Origin of the sequence: Stutzerimonas stutzeri, from assembly GCF_002909485.1 — a bacterium.
Taxonomy (GTDB): Bacteria; Pseudomonadota; Gammaproteobacteria; order Pseudomonadales; family Pseudomonadaceae; genus Stutzerimonas; species Stutzerimonas stutzeri_AH.
The window spans coordinates 181,393-200,480 of the sequence record NZ_PPXG01000003.1; the positions used below are offsets into that span (position 1 = coordinate 181,393).

The 19,088-nt window shown below is 63.3% G+C and carries 6 protein-coding genes and 1 tRNA gene; 5 read left to right on the plus strand and 2 right to left on the minus strand.

Annotated elements, in window-relative coordinates; translation table 11 throughout:
• The first annotated feature begins 130 nt into the window (after positions 1 to 130).
• The 5 genes from CXK91_RS08320 (at position 131) to CXK91_RS08340 (ending at position 17,534) form a co-directional block, all read left to right on the plus strand.
• Positions 131 to 913 carry a response regulator transcription factor gene (locus CXK91_RS08320; RefSeq protein ID WP_103455696.1) on the plus strand — a complete coding sequence of 261 codons (783 nt, stop codon included), beginning with the start codon at positions 131 to 133 and terminating at the stop codon, positions 911 to 913.
• Complete coding sequence (locus CXK91_RS08325) at positions 913 to 3,303, plus strand: hybrid sensor histidine kinase/response regulator (RefSeq protein WP_103455697.1); 2,391 nt, start codon at positions 913 to 915, stop codon at positions 3,301 to 3,303. Before CXK91_RS08320 ends, CXK91_RS08325 begins: the two co-directional genes overlap by 1 nt.
• Position 3,304: 1 nt before the next feature.
• Positions 3,305 to 5,662 carry a TonB-dependent receptor gene (locus tag CXK91_RS08330; protein WP_256055753.1) on the plus strand — a complete coding sequence of 786 codons (2,358 nt, stop codon included), beginning with the start codon at positions 3,305 to 3,307 and terminating at the stop codon, positions 5,660 to 5,662.
• A 404-nt stretch (positions 5,663 to 6,066) separates the two neighbouring features.
• The gene (locus CXK91_RS08335) at positions 6,067 to 13,332 is read left to right on the plus strand and encodes an SdrD B-like domain-containing protein (protein WP_146048125.1); all 7,266 of its coding nucleotides are present in this window, start codon (positions 6,067 to 6,069) and stop codon (positions 13,330 to 13,332) included.
• On the plus strand, positions 13,329 to 17,534 hold the full coding sequence (locus CXK91_RS08340; RefSeq protein WP_103455699.1) for an OmpA family protein: 4,206 nt from the start codon (positions 13,329 to 13,331) through the stop codon (positions 17,532 to 17,534). Before CXK91_RS08335 ends, CXK91_RS08340 begins: the two co-directional genes overlap by 4 nt.
• A 101-nt stretch (positions 17,535 to 17,635) precedes the next feature.
• On the opposite strand, the gene CXK91_RS08345 is transcribed toward CXK91_RS08340, so the two are convergent.
• Positions 17,636 to 17,711: transfer RNA gene (locus CXK91_RS08345), tRNA-Thr, on the minus strand.
• 99 nt (positions 17,712 to 17,810) lie between these two features.
• Positions 17,811 to 19,013: a methyltransferase gene (locus tag CXK91_RS08350; RefSeq protein ID WP_103455700.1), complete on the minus strand. Its 1,203-nt coding sequence runs from the start codon at positions 19,011 to 19,013 to the stop codon at positions 17,811 to 17,813.
• Between the last annotated feature and the right edge of the window lie 75 nt (positions 19,014 to 19,088).

Sequence of the window (19,088 nt, forward strand, 5' to 3'; positions counted from 1 at the left end):
ACCGTCTTGTCTTGCGCTATCTTACTTCCCCTTTTCGAGCGGTACTTTTGCTTGAGCGGAAATTGGCTTTGCACGAGCGGAGCTGGCGCCAGAACGCTTAGGGAATCTTCTGCACAGGGCTGTAGTGGAAATGACGCTTGATACGCCTCTCCGTGACCGTACGCCGCATATCCTGGTCATCGATGACTCGCCAAACGAAATTCGTACGCTCTTGAATGTCCTCAGAGCAGAGCCGTGGCGGCTGACGATTGCTCATGATGCGCGTCAGGGGTATCAGCGGGCGCTGGCTCTGCGGCCGGATCTCATCATGCTCGACGTTCGCATGCCGGACATGGATGGCTTCACGCTTTGCCGGTTACTGCGCGAGGCATCAGCCACGCGACAGGTGCCGGTCATCTTTCTCACCTCGGCGGGTGCGCTCCAGGAGAGAGTGGAGGGGTTGAGTCTGGGGGGCGTGGATTACGTTCTCAAACCATTCGCGGCGGAGGAAGTGCTGGCACGGATTCGCATCCATCTGCAGCTGGCTTGGCGAGAGGAGAGCTCTGCATCGATCGAGCAGGCTGTCCCGGCGCAGGATGCCGATCAGGTCGTCCTGCGAGCCGCCATGCGTTTCATTGCGCAGAATCTGGCCGAGCTGCCGTCGCTGGAGCAGATAGCCCGTCGGGTCGGTACGCACGACAAGCGGCTCTCGACCATCTTCCGGGAAAACCTGGGGCTTACCGTCTTCGCTTATGCGCGAGAGGCACGGCTGCGTAAGGCTCAGGAATTGCTCGCCGATAGTATGCTCAGCATCCAGGACATCGCGGATGTCGTGGGCTTCCGCAGTGCCTGTAACTTCACCACGGCGTTTCGTGAGCGCCAGGGTCTGACGCCCAGTCAGTACCGCCAGCAGGCTAAAGGCGACATCGACTGATGCCGCGGTATTTGTCACGGCTGCTTGGTTTTCTGCTCTTGGCAGTCGTCGGCTTCACCCAGGCTGAGCCGATCTGCCAGGAGCTTGGCCAGGATGCTCTCAGCCGGGCTCAGATGCTGGAGGATCCGGGCGGCAAATTGACAGCCGATCAGGTGCTTGCACTCTCGGAGAACGCGTTCCTTCCGGCCACTCGGCAGAATCTACCCCGCCATTACAGCGACTCAGCTTTCTGGTTGCGCTTTCAGCTGCAGGGTAGCGCGCTGGAGTGTCAGCGCTGGCTGACCGTGGGTGATCCGCGTCTGGCTGACGTTCAGGTTCATATCAGCCGAGGCGACGGCTGGGATGTCATGCGGGCAGGAAGTAGATACCCCGTCGAACAGTGGCCGGTCCGCGCTCGGCAGCCCACGTTTCCGCTCAGAATGGACTCTGCAGAGGACGTGACGATCCTGGTGCGCGTCGCCAGTCGCTCGACGGTAATCATAGAGCCACGGTTATGGTCGGAGCTCGGACTCATTGATCACCGGCAACATGGTTACCTCTTCGACGGACTGACGCTTGGCATGACGTTGCTGGTGGTGCCGTTCAGCTTCGTGGTCGGCTGGATCCTGCGCTCGCAGCTGCTGGCGGTTCATGCGCTTTCAGTGCTGGGTTATGCCGCGCTGGTCAGCATGGTCAACGGCTATCTCGTCTATCTACCATCGCTGCTCCCATGGTCTTACGAACTCATGTGGCTGCTTGGCCTGGTGCAGTACTGCCTGTTCCTCGCCTACCTGCGCGTCTTGCTCGATGTGCGTCAGCTGCCCCACGTCTGGGGCATGGCGTACACAGCATTCATGCTAGCGATAGGCGCCTGCTATCTTTGGGTTCTGGTAGACCACATACAGGGTCGAACGCTGATCGACCATGTGCGCCTCATCACTTATGTTCTAGTGCCCGCAACAGTGTTGGCAGGTTGGCGCCGCGGTTTCTCCTTCAGCTGGCTGGTCTATCTGGTCTGTGGGCTGCTCATGTTGCAGGGCCTGATCCGTCTACTGGCGGTTGCGCTGCTGCCCTGGCAGTCGGTGGATGACAGGCTCAGCGTACCCTCGACCCTGCCGGGTCTGTTTCTTCTGGCTTGCACGCTGGTGCTGGAGGTTGGCCGCAGCCGTGAGCGGGAGCGGCGCGCCCTGGTCGATCTGGACAACCAGCAAAAGGCCGAGTACGAACGGCTCGAAAGCACGGTGGCGACCCGTACTGGGCAGTTGCGTGAGTCGCTCAAGGCACGCAGCCTGCTGATGGCGCGGATCAGCCATGATCTGCGCTCGCCACTGGTCAGTATCGTCAACTACGCACGGCTGATTCCATGTGAGTCGGGGCAGGACGTGCCACGCAAGATCGAGCGCAATGCTCGTCAGCAGTTAGAAATGATCGATGAGTTGTTGGAATTTTCCCGCACCGAGCTCCACCAGCTCGAGATCATTCTGGCGCCAGGCTATCTGTATGGGTTCCTGAGGGAGATTGAAGAAGAAGCTGGTTTTCTCGCTGCGCAGCAGAGCAACTCGTTCGAATGCCGCCTGGACGCGCACTTACCCGCTTTGGTGCAGGCCGACTTCCGACGCCTGCGGCAGGTGTTGATCAACCTTTTGGCGAACGCTGCCAAATTCACGCGCGATGGGCAGGTGTGTCTGGACGTCCAGTGCATTCGAGCAAGCGAGGAGTCCGTGTGCCTGCGCTTCAGCGTCAGCGATACCGGCATAGGCATAGCGCCGGGCGAGCACAAGCAGATTTTGCAGCCGTTCAGCCGCGGGCGTGGCGTTGAACGTTACACCGGTAGCGGGCTGGGCCTGTCGATTGTCAGCGAGCTTTTGCAGCAGATGGGCAGTTCTCTCTCGTCGGATGAGTCTCGCGTCTGCGGAAGCTGTTTCAGCTTTGAGGTGGTGTTCGCAGTGGCTCGCGAGGAGGATCTCGATATGAGTTTCGGTGAATACGAGACCGCCAGAGTAGATGGCACAGGGCGGAGCATTCTGCTCGTAGATGATGTGGAGCAGAACCGAGAATGGCTCAGCGACTTGCTCGGCGGATATGGCTTCGACGTGTGCGCCGTTGCCGATCCGCAGCAAGCGCTGCTGCATTTGAAAGGTTCGGACTGCGATCTGCTCATCAGCGATCAGGCAATGCCGGGTTCGGATGGCTGGGCTTTGCTCGCAGCCGTACGAGGGCAATGGCCATCTTTGCCGGTCGTGCTCTACTCTTCCGCGCCGCCACATCGGCCTCTGGATTACCCCGACCATCTGAGCTTCGACGCCGTGCTGCTCAAGCCATCGGACGCTTCCCAGATACTCGCGTTGATCGAACAGCTGACTTGCTCTCACATTGGTGAGGCAAATTACGGTCCGTCGGCGGAGGTGTGATTTGTCGACCATAAACGCTCATAACCGATCTTCTCGCCCGCTTTGCTGGTTGTTCGTGCTCTGGGCAGGATCTGCTGGTGCGGATGATCTCGAAAAGCCCAATGGCGATGCCGTGCTGGTGCTGGACGAGGTCATGGTGAGCGCGCGGCACCGACAGGAGCCTGCCCAGACGGTGCCCATCGCGATCAGCGTGGTCAGCGGCGAGCAGGTGGGCGAAGCCGGCCTCTACCGTACCGAAGAGCTTCAGCAGCGGGTTCCAAGTCTCTTGGTGTCGGTGCCGAATTCCCGCTACACCAGTTATGGAATCCGCGGTTTGGGCTCCAGCTCTTTCAACGACGGGATCGATGGCAGCGTTGGAGTGTTTCTCGATGGTGTGTATCTCGGGCGGCAGGGGATGTCGCTCGCCGATCTGATCGATGTCGATAGAGTGGAGGTACTGCGAGGGCCACAGGGCACCCTGTACGGCAAAAACACCACGGCGGGAGCCATCAACATTAGCAGCCGTGCGCCGACGTTCGAGGTGGAGGGTGCCGCCGAGGCCTCGCTAGGCGAGAACGGCCTGCGCCAGTATCGCGGGACGCTATCCGGTCCGCTCATCGACGGTGTGCTGGCAGGCCGCCTGACAGGCTACGACGTCAAGCGTGACGGCGTGATCGACAACCTCCATGGTGGCGCTGACCTGCGCGATCAGAATCGGCAGGGATTGCGCGGGCAGCTGCTATGGGAACCCAGCGAGGTGTTCACAGCCCGTCTGATTGGCGATTACGCCTGGCAGGATGAGCAGGGCAACGTCTTCACCGCGAGTAACTACAGCCAATCGAGTCGCAAGCGAGCTGCATTTGTTGGCCACCGCCAGCTGCCCATCGATCCCTATGCACGTCGAGTGCAGCAGGACGAGCCGAACGCCATCAAGACACTGCAGACAGGCGTCACGCTGGAGCTCAATCGTCTACTGGATAGCGGGGCCATGCTGACCAGCATCAGCGGTTACCGGGACTGGACTTACGATGGCGACCAGGACGGCGACGGGACGCCTCTTTCCATTGCCAAAAACGTCGCGGTACAACTCAATCACCATCAGGTCAGCCAGGAGCTGCGGTTGGCCGACTCGCCGAACGAGCAGTTCGACTACGTAGTGGGGCTGTATTACTTGCGTCAGAAGCTGAACCGCGAGGTGGGTGTCCGTTTTGGCGAAGACGCCGCCGCCTACTTCCTTGGCGACCGGCCGGAAATCGATCTGCTTGGAATTACCCCGGCAATGATTCCCGCGTCGCTGCTAGAAGGGGCGCAGCAAGCGTTCGACGGAGAGCAGCGCACCGACAGTCGCGCGGTATTCGGCCAGGTCACTTGGCACGCCACCGAGCGCCTATCGATAACGCCAGGGCTGCGATACACCCGTGAACGCAAACAGGGTTGGCTGTCGCGCAGTGTTTCCGGTTTGGCGCCGCTTGGCCCCGACCTGGTTTCGCAGATCGGCGGCACCCTGCTGCGCGATACGACGCTGGGAGGCGAGTACTACCGGCGCGATACGATTGCCGAAAGCAATGTGTCGGGACAACTGGCCGCCGGTTATCAGTTCCGTGAAAATCTGTTTGGCTATGCCAGCTGGTCTCGTGGCTACAAGGCCGGTGGCATAAACCTCGATGTGGTGGGTCCGAATGTCGAGCCAACCTTCGATGCCGAGAGAGTGACCTCGTTCGAGATCGGTCTGAAGAGCGCTTTTTTCAACCAACGCATGATGCTCGATATGGCGGTGTACCAGGCTGAAGCGGAGGATTATCAGGCACTGACCAACCGGGCTCCGGTGAACGAATACGCCCCGCCGATCCGCGACAACCTAATCAACGTGGGCAAAGTTCGGTTGCGTGGGGTCGAGCTGAACGGACTGCTGCGAGCAAACGAAAGGGTCGACCTTAGACTGGGTATCGCTTGGAGCGATGCCCGCTATCGCGACTTCCGCAACGCACCGTGCTCGCCGACCAGCGCGCAATGGTCCTGCGACTTGACGGGTAAACGCCTGTTCAATGCACCGGAATGGAGCGCTACGGCCGGCGTCGACTATCGCTATCCGCTGGAGCAAGGGCTAGAGCTGTTCAGCGGCGTCGATTACAGCCTGCGCACTGGCTACTACGGCACGCTCGAGGGCGGTCCCGGCAGTTATCAGCCGACCTATGCGCTGACTAACCTCCGGCTGGGCCTCCGCCGTAGCGATAAGCGCTGGGAGACCGAGTTGTGGGCTCGAAACATGTTTGACCGCGAGTACATTACCGCCGTGTACGCGCAACTTGGCGCCGGTGACTATGGCGTGTTGACTGGTGACCCAAGGAGTGTCGGCGTGACCCTTCGTACACGCTGGTAGTTTCCTGCCATTCGTCGGGACCTTGCTCTGGCACGTCGTGCGACCAGCTAGGCGCATCCGCTCCAGCAAAGGTCGGGTCGTTTGTGACTCCTCTCGGTAGGCCATATACGGCGGTGCTCTGCGCAAGAGCGCCGTTGCACCCCTGCTTTTTACGGCTTTTCTCCAGCGCGGGACAACGCATCTTTTTGCAACCCTGGTTCCCGCCTGCCCGTCTTGTCGCTATTTCGTTACATCCGCAATCTGCCGCCCTTTCTTTGACGTCAGTAGGTCTGTCGTCCAGGCACGGATCGCCGCAGAAGGCATGTGCATGGACAACGCTGCTGGTGACGCGGACCTGCTGACCAAGCAGGTAGAGCGAGCCAGGAGGGTGCAACAGGCTTACTGCAACCGCAGGAGGCGTTGTGGTGCCAGGTAACGTTCGCAGGAAGCGCCTGTTGCAGGTGTTGGTGGGGAGCCTCTGGGCAGGTCTGACTTTGCTGCCGCTGGGTGCGCATGCAGACCTGGGGGTGAGCAAGACGCGCGCAGCGGGATTTGCCGATCCGAAGTTCATCGGTGATACCGACGGCTTTCTGATTCACCTCACCAACAGCTTCGCCAACGGCGACATCACCAATGTCACGTTTACCGACACCATGCCGGCGGGCTTCCAGGTCGCCGGTGGCGGTCTGGTATTCGCCGAGTGTCGCGACGGCGCGGGCACCGTGACGGGCTCGCTGAGCAACGGCAATTTTCCTGGCACCATCAATGCGCCGCTGGGCAGCAACACCATCGTTCTCAACGGTGGCGTGATCCCGCCCATGAACGGCGGCTCCGAGGCGGGCTTCTGCGACATCGTGGTGCAGGTCACCAGCCTGAGCGGCAACGGCACCAACCTGATCCCCGCAGGTTCGGTTTCCGGCATGCATTTGGGAAATCCGGTGGTCAACGCCGATCCGGCGCAGCAGTCGCTGAATTTCAACACGTTGCCGGTACCGAGCATCAGCAAGAGCTTCTCGCCCAACAGCATCGTCAAGGACGATCAGCCTACCCGGCTGAGCATGACCATCACCAACAACGCCGCACAGCCGCTGCCGCTCAATGGTGCCGGCGATACCCCGTCGTTTGGCATCCGTGACCGCCTCGGCGACTACGGCCTGCGGGTGGCGCCGACGCCGGATGTGCAGATTAGCTGCGGTGCCACGCCGCCCAGCTTCGCGCCGGCGCCGGGCGATACCGAGATTCGAGCTGTTGGCGGAACAGTCCCCGCCAACAGCGGCTGTACCCTGAGCGTGCTGGTGGTGGCCGACGGCTCCGACAGCGCCTATTCGACCACGGTCAACAACGTCATCAGCCGCACCACCGATTTCGCCAACCAGCGCGGCCTGGTGCCGCCGGCAAATGCCTCGGCCAACCTGACCGTCACCGCGCCGCTGCGTGTGGCCAAAACGTTCGTTCCCGCCACGGTAGCCAAGGGCCAGGAAGCGACGCTGCGCATCACCCTGACCAACGCCAGCCCACTAAGCACCATGGTGCTGGGCACCTTCAGTGATGTCATCGACAACGGCGCCGGCCTGCTGACCATCACCTCGGCGCCTAGCGCCAACTGCACCGGCGGCTCCAGTCTTGCCGGTCTGGGCGGCGTCGGCAGCTCGACTTTGCAGATGACTGGCGGAACGCTGGCCCCTAATACCAATTGCGTGATCACCGTGCCCTACACCGCCGATCTGGCGGTGGCCGGTGTACCGCAAGCCTTCACCAACACCATCGCGCCCGGCGATGTGAACGTCATCAGCCCGGCGGATGTGGTCAGTCAGGGGGTAAGCGCCTCGGTCAACGTGGTCGACCAGTTTCTGGTGGAGAAGACCAGTCGCCCGGCCATCGCTGCGCCCGGTAACCCGGTGCAGTTCGTGGTGACCACGCGCAACTATTCGACCAGCCCGCAAAACGGCGTTTCGCTTACCGACAATCTGCCCAACGGCATGCTTCTGCTCGCTCAGCCGGCGCCCGCATTGAGCGGCACCGGTTGCAGCGCGCTCAGCGTCGGCGGCAGCGCCAGCACGCCGGTATTCACCTTCGACATGCCGGCCGGCAGCAATGGCGGCTCGGCGAACTGCAGCGTGACCTTCTGGGCCATGGTGCCGGCCGGCGCGCCCGCCGGTGCCATCGTCAACCAGATCCCGGCCGGTGGCGTCTGCACCCCCGGCAATATCTGCAACCACGTCTCCACCGACGCTTCGTTCAGCGTCAGCAGCAGCGTGCTGACAGTGGAGAAAAGCTTCGACGCCAGCTCCAAGCCCGAGGGAACGGCAGCGACCATGACCATTGAGCTGGTCAACCTGTCCGCCCAGCCGCTCACCAGCGTCAGCCTTACCGACAACCTGCCGCTGGGAAGCAACGGCACGCCGATGCTGGTGGCCTCGCCGAACAACGCATCCAGCACGTGCGGCGGCACCATCACTGCGGTGCCCGGCAGCAATCAGGTGGTCCTCAGCGGCGCCAGTGTACCGGCGCGTGCCGGCGGTGGTCTGGATGCTGCGGGACGCTGCCGTCTGCGAGTAAACGTTACCGGGGCTGCTGGCCAATACGACAACCGTGTGGCCGCCAGCGCCACCCAGACCTTCGCCGACAACAGCACCGACACGTTGACCAGTCCCGAGGTTGTGGCGACCATCAACTTCCTTTCGGCGCTGAGCGGCAGCAAGTCCTTCACCCCGAACCGCATCCAGCCCGGCGGCCGCTCGACCGTCACCCTGACCCTGAGCAACAGCCAGGCGGGCGTGCTGAACGGTGTAGCGATCAGCGACAACCTGCCGGCCGGCATGACCGTGGCCAGCCCGGCCAATGCCTATTCGACGTGCGCCGGCTCGCCGGTGATTGCCGCCGCGCCTGGCACTTCGCTGGTTAGCCTCAGCGGTGCGCAGCTCGCCGGCAACAGCAGCTGTGCGCTGCTGTTCGATGTCACCGCCACTGGCGGCGGCAACTGGATCAACAGCATTGCGCCGGGCCAATTGACGGCCGCAGGCGGTGTGCAGAACGTCGCCCCCTTCGGTGCGACCCTGCAGAACGGCAGCGGCGGGGCCGTCACGGTTGGCGTCAACCACGCCAGCGCCAGCGTAGCGGCGCCGGGTGCGGTGACGCAGCTGACGCTGACGCTGTTCAACGGCGGTGGTCTGGACCTGACGAACCTCAGCCTGGGCAACTTCTTTACCGACACCGGTCTGGCGGGCGGCACCCTCACTGGTGAACGCATCGCCAGCGTGCCCAATGCGGTGACCAACTGCAGTGGCGGAGTGGTCAGTGCCGCGCCGAATTCCACCTCGTTCAGCCTGGGTGGGGTCAGTCTGGCCGTCGGTGAGACCTGCTCGGTGACCGTCGACGTGACCATGGCGACCACCGGGACCGTGATTGCCACAGTCCCGGTTGGCGCGATTACTACTGACCAGGGCGTGAGTAATACGTCCTCTCCATCCACCAGCCTGCAGACCAGCACCGGCCTCGGCGTGACCAAGCAGTTCACCCCTGGTGTGGTGGCGCCAAACGAGCGCTCGCGCCTGCGCATCACCTTCTACAACCCGACCTCGCAACCGATCGACGATCTGACGCTGACCGACAGCTATCCGGCAGGGCTGGTCAGTGCCAGTCCGGCCAACGCCCTGACCACCTGCCAGGGCACTGTCAGCAGCGCTGCAGGCCAGGTCAGCATCAGCGGCGGCAACATCGCCGCGGGCAGCAGCAATGCGCCGGCCAGCTGCTATGTGGAAGTCGACGTGCTCTCGTCGACCCAGGGCGATTACCTCAACGTCATTCCGGCCGGTAGCATCAGTGCCACCACCGGCGGCAGCCCAATCAGCAACAACGAACCGACCAGCGACATCCTGCGGGTCAAGGCGCCGATCATCGTGCATAAGGCGATTGCCACCCGCACGCTGGATGCGGGCAATCCGGTCGGCTTCACCACCGGTACCGCCACTGGCAACGCCGGTACGGCCTACACCCTGAGCATCCGCCTGGACAACCCGAACAACGCGCCGCTTAGCGGCCTTGGCTATCTCGACAGCCTGCCCAGCGGCCTGGTGGTAGCGCCGGTGCCGGCGATCGCCAACAGCTGTGGCGGCAGCGTCACTGCCACGCCTTCGGCGATCTCGGTACGCCTGGCCGGCGGCAGCCTGGCGGCCAACGGCAACTGCGTGGTCAGCGTCGCCGTGCTGAGCAACGTCGCCGGCAGCTACACCAACACCATCCCTGCCGGCGGCGTGACCAGCTTCGAGGGCGTCAGCAACAGCGAACCGACCCGCGCCCGGCTGGTGATCTCCAGTCCGCCTACGGTCAGCAAGCAGTTTGCCCCGGCGGTGATCGCGCAAAACGGCATCTCGCGGCTGACCATCTATATCAACAATCCGAATGCTGCAGCCATCACTCTGACTGCGGCGCTCACCGACAATCTACCGGATGCGCCGGGCCAAGTACGCGTTGCGGCAGTACCGAACCTGGGCGGCACCTGCCCGGCGGCTAACATCACCGCCAGCGCAGCAGCGACCTTCGTGCGCCTGACCAGCGGCACTGTAGTGCCGGCAGGTGGCTGCACCATCGAGGTGGATGTCACCGCGAATACTGCCGGTGAGCACACTAACGTGATCCCGGCCGGCGCACTGCGTACCGATCTGGGCGACAACCCCGAGCCGGCCTACGCACCGCTGACCGTCAGTACCCAGGGTTACATCTCCGGGCGCGTGTACCTGGACAACAACCAGGACGGCGTCTTCCAGGCCGGTTCCGACACGCCGCTGAGCGGGGTTCCGATCGAGCTGCGTAGCGGCACCAGTTGTGCCAGCGGCACGCCGGTCACCGGCATCAATGGCCTGCTCAATCCGATCAATACCGATGCGGCGGGCAACTACCTGTTCGCCGGCCTTCCGACGGGCACCTACTCGGTCTGCCAGGCAACCCAGCCTGCGGGAACGCTCAACGCGCTGCCGGTAGCCGGCAACATTACCCCGGCCAACGGTAGCAGCGGTACACCGGGCTCTGCCGGCAACGCCAGCGAAACCAGCAGCCAGATCGAGGGCATCGTCCTCAATGGCGACGGCGCGAGCGGTGAAGTCAGCGGATCGCAGCGCAACGACTTCCCCGAAGTTGCACCGGCCAGCATCAGCGGCGCGGTCTTCATCGACCAGAACAACGACGGTATCCGTCAGGGCAGCGACAGCGGCCTGGCTGGTGTAGTGATCAACCTAAGCGGTACTGACTGGCAGAACCGCCCGGTCAACGCGACCACCAACACCGACGCCAGCGGTAACTATCGCTTCAGCGGCCTGCAGCCCGGCACCTATACGGTCACCGAGCCGACACAGCCGGCCGGAACCGCCAATGGCCTGACCGTGGCCGGCAATAGCGCCGGTGCAGCGCCAGGCGTGACCGCGGCAGGCACCGTGCCCAGCGCGATCAGCGGCATCACACTGACCTCGGGCTACATCTCGGAAGAGAACAATTTCGCCGAGATCGTCAGCGGCCGAATCATCTATGGACGCATCTTCCATGATCGCGACACCGATGGTGCTCCGAGCAGCGGTGATGGCGGCCTGGGCGGCGAAACGGTGGAGCTGATTGGCCAGGACATCAACGGCAACCCGGTCAGTCTGAGCACCGTGACCGCAAGCGACGGCACCTTCAGCTTCATCGGTCTGCCGCCTGGCATCTATGACTTGCTGCAGCCCAATCAACCCAGCGGGCTGCTCAATGGCTCGACCACTGCAGGCAGCGCCAGTGGCGTGGTCAGTGAAGGTCCGAGCCGCATCAGCAGCATCGACCTGACCAGCACCATGCTCTCGGTCGACAACTGGTTCGCCGAGGTTAGTATTCCCGGTCTGTCGGGCACGGTCTGGATCGATACCAGCCACGACCGAGTTTTGGACCCAGGCGAGACGCGCCTGGCGGGTTGGACCGTCGAACTGGTGCAGGGCGGTGCAGTGGTCGCCACGACTCAGTCCGACGCTAATGGCGCCTATGCCTTCAGTAACCTGACGCCGGGCAGCGGCTACGAAGTGCGCTTCCGCCATCCGGAAACCGGCACGCTGTTCGGCCGGCCAGTACCCAACGAGCAGGGGCTGGCGCACACGCCGGGCACTGCCGGCCCGGGCAACCCGGCTGGTGCTGACAACCGCGACGGCACCCTGAGTAACATCACCATCACCGCGGGCCGCAATGTCGTCGAGCAGAGTCTGCCGATCGACCCCGCCGGGGTGGTATATGACGCCATCAGCCGGCAGCCAGTGCGCGGTGCAGTGGTCAGCATCAGCGGTCCGGCCGGCTTCACGGCTGCTCAAGTGCTGGGCGGTTCGCTGCAGCAGATCACCGCTGCCGATGGCCTGTATCAGTTCCTGCTGTTGTCCAGCGCGCCTGCCGGTACCTACACACTGATGGTCACCGCTCCCAGCGGTTACCTGCAAGGGCCGTCAGCGCTGATTCCGGTGTGCGCCAATACCCTGCAGGTCGGGGCGATTCCCGATCCTGCGCTGGTGCAGACCAGCAACCAGGCACCAGCGGAAGCGGTGACCCTGCACGACGCCGCTACCTGCCCGGCCAGTTCCGCAGGGCTCGGCGCCAACAACGGCACTACTCAGTACTACTTCAGCTTCGTTCTTGGTTCCGGCTCGGCGGACGTGGTCAACAACCACATCCCGCTTGATCCTATCCTCGGCGGCGCCATTGTGATGACCAAGAACACCGCCAAGGTCAACGTGACCCGCGGCGAACTGGTGCCCTATGTGCTGACCGCGCGCAACACGCTGTCCACCACGCTGACGGGCATCGCCATCGAGGACCAGATGCCGCCGGGCTTCAAGTACATCAAGAACTCGGCTCAGATCGACGGCGTGCCGGTCGAGCCGCTGGTCGAGGGTCGGCGTCTGCGCTGGCCTGAACGCACCCTCAATGGCGGCCAGTCGGTAAGGATCAAGCTGCTGCTGGTGGTGGGCTCTGGCGTTGGCTTCAACGAGTACATCAACCAGACCTGGGCGCTGAATCTTGCTGCCGCTGCGCGGGTGTCGAACGTCGCCACCGCCAGCGTGCGGGTTGTCGCCGACCCGACCTTCGATTGCTCGGACCTGATTGGCAAGGTCTTCGATGACCAGAACCGCAACGGCTACCAGGACGAAGGTGAGCCCGGCATTCCCGGTGTGCGCGTTGCCACGCCCAAGGGCTGGCTGGTAACGACTGATGAATACGGTCGCTATCACATCGCCTGTGCCGATGTGCCAAGCGAGCTGCGTGGCAGCAACTTCATCGTCAAGGTCGACGAGCGCAGCCTGCCAAGCGGCTACCGGATCATTACCGAGAACCCGCGTGTGGTGCGCATGACCCAGGGTCGCCTGGTCAAGGCCAACTTCGGTGCGAGCATCCATCGTGTGGTGCGTCTGGACCTGAACAGCGATGCCTTTGGGACTGGCAACCAGCTGACCGCGCAGTACCAATCACGCCTGGAAGAAGTCCTGAAGCTGCTCTATGCCGAGCCGTCGATTCTGCGCATCGCTTACCGCATGCCGGTGGAAGGCAAGATCAGCGATGCCCGCGCCCGGGTTGCGTATGTGAAGGACTGGATAAAGGAGCATTGGGAGCCCCACGACTGCTGTTACGACCTGCAACTGGAGGAAGAAATCGTACCGGCGACTGACAGCGTGGAGGTGATCCGATGAGCATGCGTAATTTGATGGTTTGTGGCGTCGCCGCACTGGCGCTGAACCCGTTGGCCGTCGCTGTGACGCACGCCGCGGAGCAATGTGAAGTGGGCAAGGGTTGTGGGCTGCAAGGGCCACGTGGGGCGATGAAAGACGAGTCGCTGCTGCAGCGCCGTCCCTTTACTCCGGGTGGCTTGCCGGCATTGCCGGCGAACGCCGAGCGTGAACTGCCGAGTGAGCGGCTGATTCTCTGGGAGATCGACGGCGCCCTTGGCGTACGTGAGCAGCTGGTTGAACTGGGTGATGAGCAGATCAGCTCGGTGGTTCTTAAAGACGGGCTTCCGGTGGTGCGTTTCGCCTCGGGACGTTCGGCGGTGCCGATGCAGGATAGCGACGCGCTGGCCAAACTGGTCGAGCGCCTGGCCGGTAAGCGCAACCTGCGCCTGCGCCTGATCGGGCACACCGATCCGCAGCGCCTGTCTGCGCGTACCCAACCCATCTATGGCGACAATCAGGGCCTGGGTCTGGAGCGCGCCCGCGAAGTCGGCGAGATCTTCCGCCAGCGCCTGCATCTGGCGCCGGAACAGATCATGTTGGACAGCCGTGGGCCGAGCGAGCCGCTGATGCAGGGTGACAGCCCCCAGGCATGGGCGCTCAATCGTCGCGTAGAGGTGGAAATCTGGTATGACGAGTCCGTTGTAAGCACGCCGGTCAAACCGCAGGCCTGCGCGGCGGGGAGCATCGCCGGAGAGAGCGTCTCGCCGTTCCGCATCAGCGTCGATGGTCAGCCGCAGGGCGCCGATGGCATTGCCGGCAGCGCCGACAACCAGCGCTGCGTCGACGTGGCCCTTGCGCAGGATCTGTTGCAGGTGCGCTTTGACAATCTGTCGGCGCAGCCGCGCCTGAACCTAGTCTCGGGGGCACGGGTAGCGCGTATCGGCGAGCCGCAGACCTTCAGCGGTTACAGCAACTACCTGCACTGGATCAAGCGCGCCGAGGTGCGCATCCTCGGCAAGCGTCGCCTGTTCGGCGAGCCGCAGCTGCTGGAAACCGTCGAGCTCGACGAGCAGCTCAACGGCAACTGGACGCCGCCGGCAGACACGCCCGAGCGCATCTACTATCAGCTGCGCGTGTATGACGAGCAAGGCCGCTTCGACGAGACCAGTGTGCAGCTGCTCAATGTTGCACGTGGTGAACTACCGGCAGAATCGCCGGAAGATGTCGCCGCCGACCTGCTCGCCGGCTATGGCGGCAATCGCCTGCAGCGACACAACATTCCGGTGGCGGGCGGTACCGTGACCATCAATGGCAAGCAGGTGAAGGACGACCAGCACGTGTTCGTCATGGGCCGGCCGGTGCCGGTCGACGGCAGCGGCACCTTCGCCAGCGCGCAGATCATTCCGCGCGGCCTGCATACTGTGGAAGTGGCAGTGCTCGACGATGAGGGTAAGGGCCGTATCTATCGGCGCGACCTGCGACTGCCGCAGAACGACTGGTTCACCGTGGCCATCGCCGACTTCACCGTTGGCCAGCAGAACACCAGCGGCCCGGCGCGCCTGGTTACCCAGGAAGATCGCTACTACGACGACAAGCTCTACGCGGACGGCCGCCTGGCCTTCTACAGCAAGGGCAAGATCGACGACAAGTACACCGTCACCGCCAGCGTTGATACCGGTGAAGAACCGGCGGAGAGCCTGTTCAGCAACTTCAACGACAAAGACCCGCGCGAGTTCCTCAGGCGCATGAGCCACTCGGACAAGGGCTGGGCGACCTTCGGTGATGACTCGACTCTGGTCGAGGACGCCCCAACGCGCGGCAAGTTCTACGCCAAGGTCGAGGACGAAAAGTCCCACGCCATGTGGGGTAACTTCCGTGCGCAGATCCGCGAGACTGAGCTAACCCAGATCGACCGCAGCCTGTACGGTGCCCAGGCACGCTACCGTGACGACGCGTTCACCGCGTTTGGCGAGCGCCGCCTGCAGGTCGAGGGCTTCGCCGCCGAGCCGGGCACCGCTTCGGCGCGCGAGGATTTCCGCGGTACCGGTGGTTCGCTCTATTACCTTCGCCATCAGGACATCAGCGAAGGCAGTGAGCGGGTGCGTATCGAGGTTCGCGACAAGGATTCTGGACTGGTACTGCACAGCCAAGACCTGGTCGCCGGCATCGACTACGAGATCAACTCGCTGCAGGGCCGGGTGATCCTCACCCAGCCTCTGTCGGCCAGCGCCGATGGCAGCACACTGATCCGCTCCGGCGGCAGCCTGTCGGGCAACCCGGCCTATCTTGTCGTCGGCTATGAATACTCGCCGGGGCTGGAACGCCTCGACGACCTCGCCTACGGCGGTCGCGCGGCCTATTGGGTCAATGACAAGGTGCGTGTTGGTGTCACCGGCAGCATGCAGGAACAGACCGGCCGCCAAGACCAGACTCTGGGCGGCGGCGACTTGCTGCTGCGCCACAGCGACGGTACCTGGCTGAAGCTTGAGTCGGCGCAGAGCGAGGGCGACAGCCTCAATCAGCGCTTCTCTTTCGACGGTGGCTTCGGCTTCGGCGAGGAGTTGGCTGGCACCGATAGCCGCGCCAGAGCCAATCGTATCGAGACGGCGTTTGACCTCAAGGACCTGGTCGAGGACTCCGAGGGTCGCGGCACCTTCTACTACGAGAGCCGCGACGCCGGCTTCTCCGCGCCGGGTCGCCTGTCGGAGCTTGCCAGCGATCAGGTCGGCGGCAGTTATACGGCTCCTCTGGGCGAAAAAACCGAGGCCATCTTCAAGGCCGACCAGACCGAGGAAGATGGTGGTCGCTCGCGGCGCGCCGTGGAAGGCGGCATCGCCCATGACCTGAGCGATGTCTGGCGCCTCTCTGCCGGCCTACGCAACGACCGGCAGACCTACGGCAGCGCCTATAGCAACCGTTACATCGGCACCTATGCTGGCTACGACGACGGCAACTACGACGAAGGTGAGCGCACCGACGCGCTGTTCCAGGCGCTCTATCACGCCGAGAAGGACTGGTCGGTGTATGGCTTCGGCCAAGGCACGGTCAATCGTGATGGCAGCCGTCAGGCCAATAATCGACTGGGCGTCGGCGGTGACTATCGCCTCAACGAGCGCACCTCGCTGAACGGCGAGCTCTCCGGCGGCAACCTCGGCCTCGGCGCCAAGGCTGGCGTCGGCTATGACGCCTCCGACCGCACCAATGTCTACCTCAGCTACGAGCTGGACTCGGATCGCAGCGACGACGGTTTCAGCAGCCGCAGCGGGCTGGGAGGGGGCGGCCGAACTGGCCAGTTCGTCTCTGGCGCCAGGTCGCGTTGGACCGACAGCACCAGCGTCTATGCCGAGCAACGCCTGCAGCATGGCGATCAGGCTGGCCTGATTCAGGGCTACGGCCTGGACTTCGCACCGGATGACCATTGGAGCTACGGTGTGACCGCGGAATTCGGGACCTTCAATGAGGAAACCGATTACGCGCTCAAGCGCCGCGCCATCGGTGGCAAGGTCGGCTACAGCAATAGCGAGCTGCGCTATGCCAGCCGACTGGAATATCGCGAGGACAGCAGCGCGGTACAGGACTTGAGCGTGTGGCTGATGCGCAACAACATCAGTTACAAGGTCAACCCGGACTGGCGCTTCATCGGCAAGCTGGACTTCTCAGTGGGCGATTCCGACCGCGGCGACTACTTCGATGGCGACTTCGTTGAAGCCTCGCTCGGCTATGCCTACCGGCCCGTACTCAACGACAAGCTCAACCTGCTGACGAAATATACCTACCTGGCAGACCTCCCTCCGCCGGATCAGGTATCTACGGCCACCGGTAGAAACGTCGACTACGCGCAGCGCAGCCACGTGTTCGCGGTGGATGGCATCTACGACCTGAGCGAGCGCTGGAGCGTCGGCGGCAAGTACGCCTATCGCCTCAGCGAGCTACGCATGAGTCGTGATACCTCGGCCGACTGGTTCGACAGCCGCGGTCAGTTGATGGCGGCCCGGGTGGACTGGCACGTGGTGAAGAAGTGGGACCTGATGGCCGAAGTCCGGCGCCGTGACGAGTTCGCGGCGAAGGACAGTCGCACTGGCATGCTGGTCGGTGCCTACCGGCACTTCGGCAACCACTTCAAGGCGGGGGTCGGCTACAACTTCAGCGACTTCAGCGATGACCTGACCGACATGTCCTTCCGCAGCCAGGGCTGGTTCTTCAACGCAATCGGAAAGTACTGAGTAACTGAAGTACGCCAAGCCCGCGATGTTGCGGGCTTGGTATCCGAGCCAGTAAGTAACAGAAACGAAAAAGGCCCGCATTTCTGCGGGCCTTTAAATCGTGGTGCCGGCACCAGGAGTCGAACCCGGGACCTACTGATTACAAGTCAGTTGCTCTACCAGCTGAGCTATACCGGCATTTGAGGGTCGCCATTATATCCATTGCGCGCGGCGAGTAAACCGTTTGATTACGGTGACTTGCAGTTGCTTGTTCACGCCGCGTCACTTTTTGCGAAGTCAGCCGCGTTCGGCAAGCAGCAGCAGGTTTCGCGGGGTCAGTTCGCGCGGGCAGAAGGTGCCAAGGCGGACGTGATAGCCCTGTTCTTCGAGCAGCAAGGCACGGTCAAGCAGCAGCCATAACTCGAGCGGGCGGCGGAAAAGGCTGCGCACCAGCTCCAGGTTGCGCACTTCGGCGAGGCGCTGCCAGCCGGTTCGTTCCAGTGCCGCCCAATCTTCTTTGCCTGGCTCAGGTAGCTGCTTGAGTGCCGCGAGGTCGCGGCAATAGTCGGGGAAGTCTTTCTTCAGCCAGGCGCTGGGCAGCGAGGGTGTCGGCAGGTAATCATCCTGCTGGCGCAGGCGGCGTTGCAGCGTATCGAAGCCCAGGCGCCAGGCCATGGATTGGTCGCGGTTGCGTCGCTCGCGAGCGCCGGCGGTGACGGTTTCGCTCAGCGGCAGGCCCAGATCGTCGCGGCTGAGCTGCAAAGACGATGCCCTGGCTGCCTGTGACAACGGGGTGTAGCGCTCGTCGGCGGTGCGGTTGTAGCAGCAGGGTGCCACGGCGAGTTGGCGGCACTGTTTGGCGATGGCCAGGTGCAGCAGCCGAACGTGCAGGTCACCGCAGGCATGCAGGGCGATCGGGGTGTGGGTGGCGTGTAGCTGATCGGCAGCGCTGGCAGCCAGTACATCCTGGCATTGGTGGTTCGCGCCGATGCCCTGTCGTTTGCTCAGCTGTGCCCCAGCTTCTACCAGCGCGTCGTCCCATTCCAGGCAAGTCAACGCTGCACCGCTTCTGGCCAGGTATCGGCCGAGATGACCTTTGCCGGCGCACCAGTCCAGCCAGTGGAGAGGTGTTTCGCGAAACTGCAGACGTGCGCCGAATGCCTGGATCTGCAATGACTTTCGCCCCGGAACGTCGACGTTCTGTCGGTGGTCAGCGCACGGCAAGTCGTTGGCTGGCAACTCGTCGATCTGGCTCAGTTGGTTGGCCATGGCGGCCAACTGCGGGAAGGGTGCGGGGGCTGGCAGGGCGGCTGGCTGATTATGCGCAGCTTCAGCGTCGTCCAGCGAGCGAGCGCGGAGCCAGGCGGCGAGTTCCGGGTGGGCGTTTTCCCAGGGCAGGGTCCGGCAGACGAAGGGGCGTGGGCGCCAGAGAGCTTGGTGCTCGCTTAGGAAACGGTCGAGTGCCTGGAAGCGTTCGAGCAGAGAAGGAGAGGCAGTCATCGGCGGGCCGGGCGTGCAGGCGGGTGCCGATTGTAGCGGGATGGCACTGCAGTAAGCACAACGCCCGTCGAAACG

Coding starts and splice junctions, on each gene's coding strand:
- CXK91_RS08350 (WP_103455700.1), bottom strand. CDS start 19,013: ATGACTGCCTCTCCTTCTCTGCTCGAACGCTTCCAGGCACTCGACCGT.
- CXK91_RS08320 (WP_103455696.1), top strand. CDS start 131: ATGACGCTTGATACGCCTCTCCGTGACCGTACGCCGCATATCCTGGTC.
- CXK91_RS08325 (WP_103455697.1), top strand. CDS start 913: ATGCCGCGGTATTTGTCACGGCTGCTTGGTTTTCTGCTCTTGGCAGTC.
- CXK91_RS08340 (WP_103455699.1), top strand. CDS start 13,329: ATGAGCATGCGTAATTTGATGGTTTGTGGCGTCGCCGCACTGGCGCTG.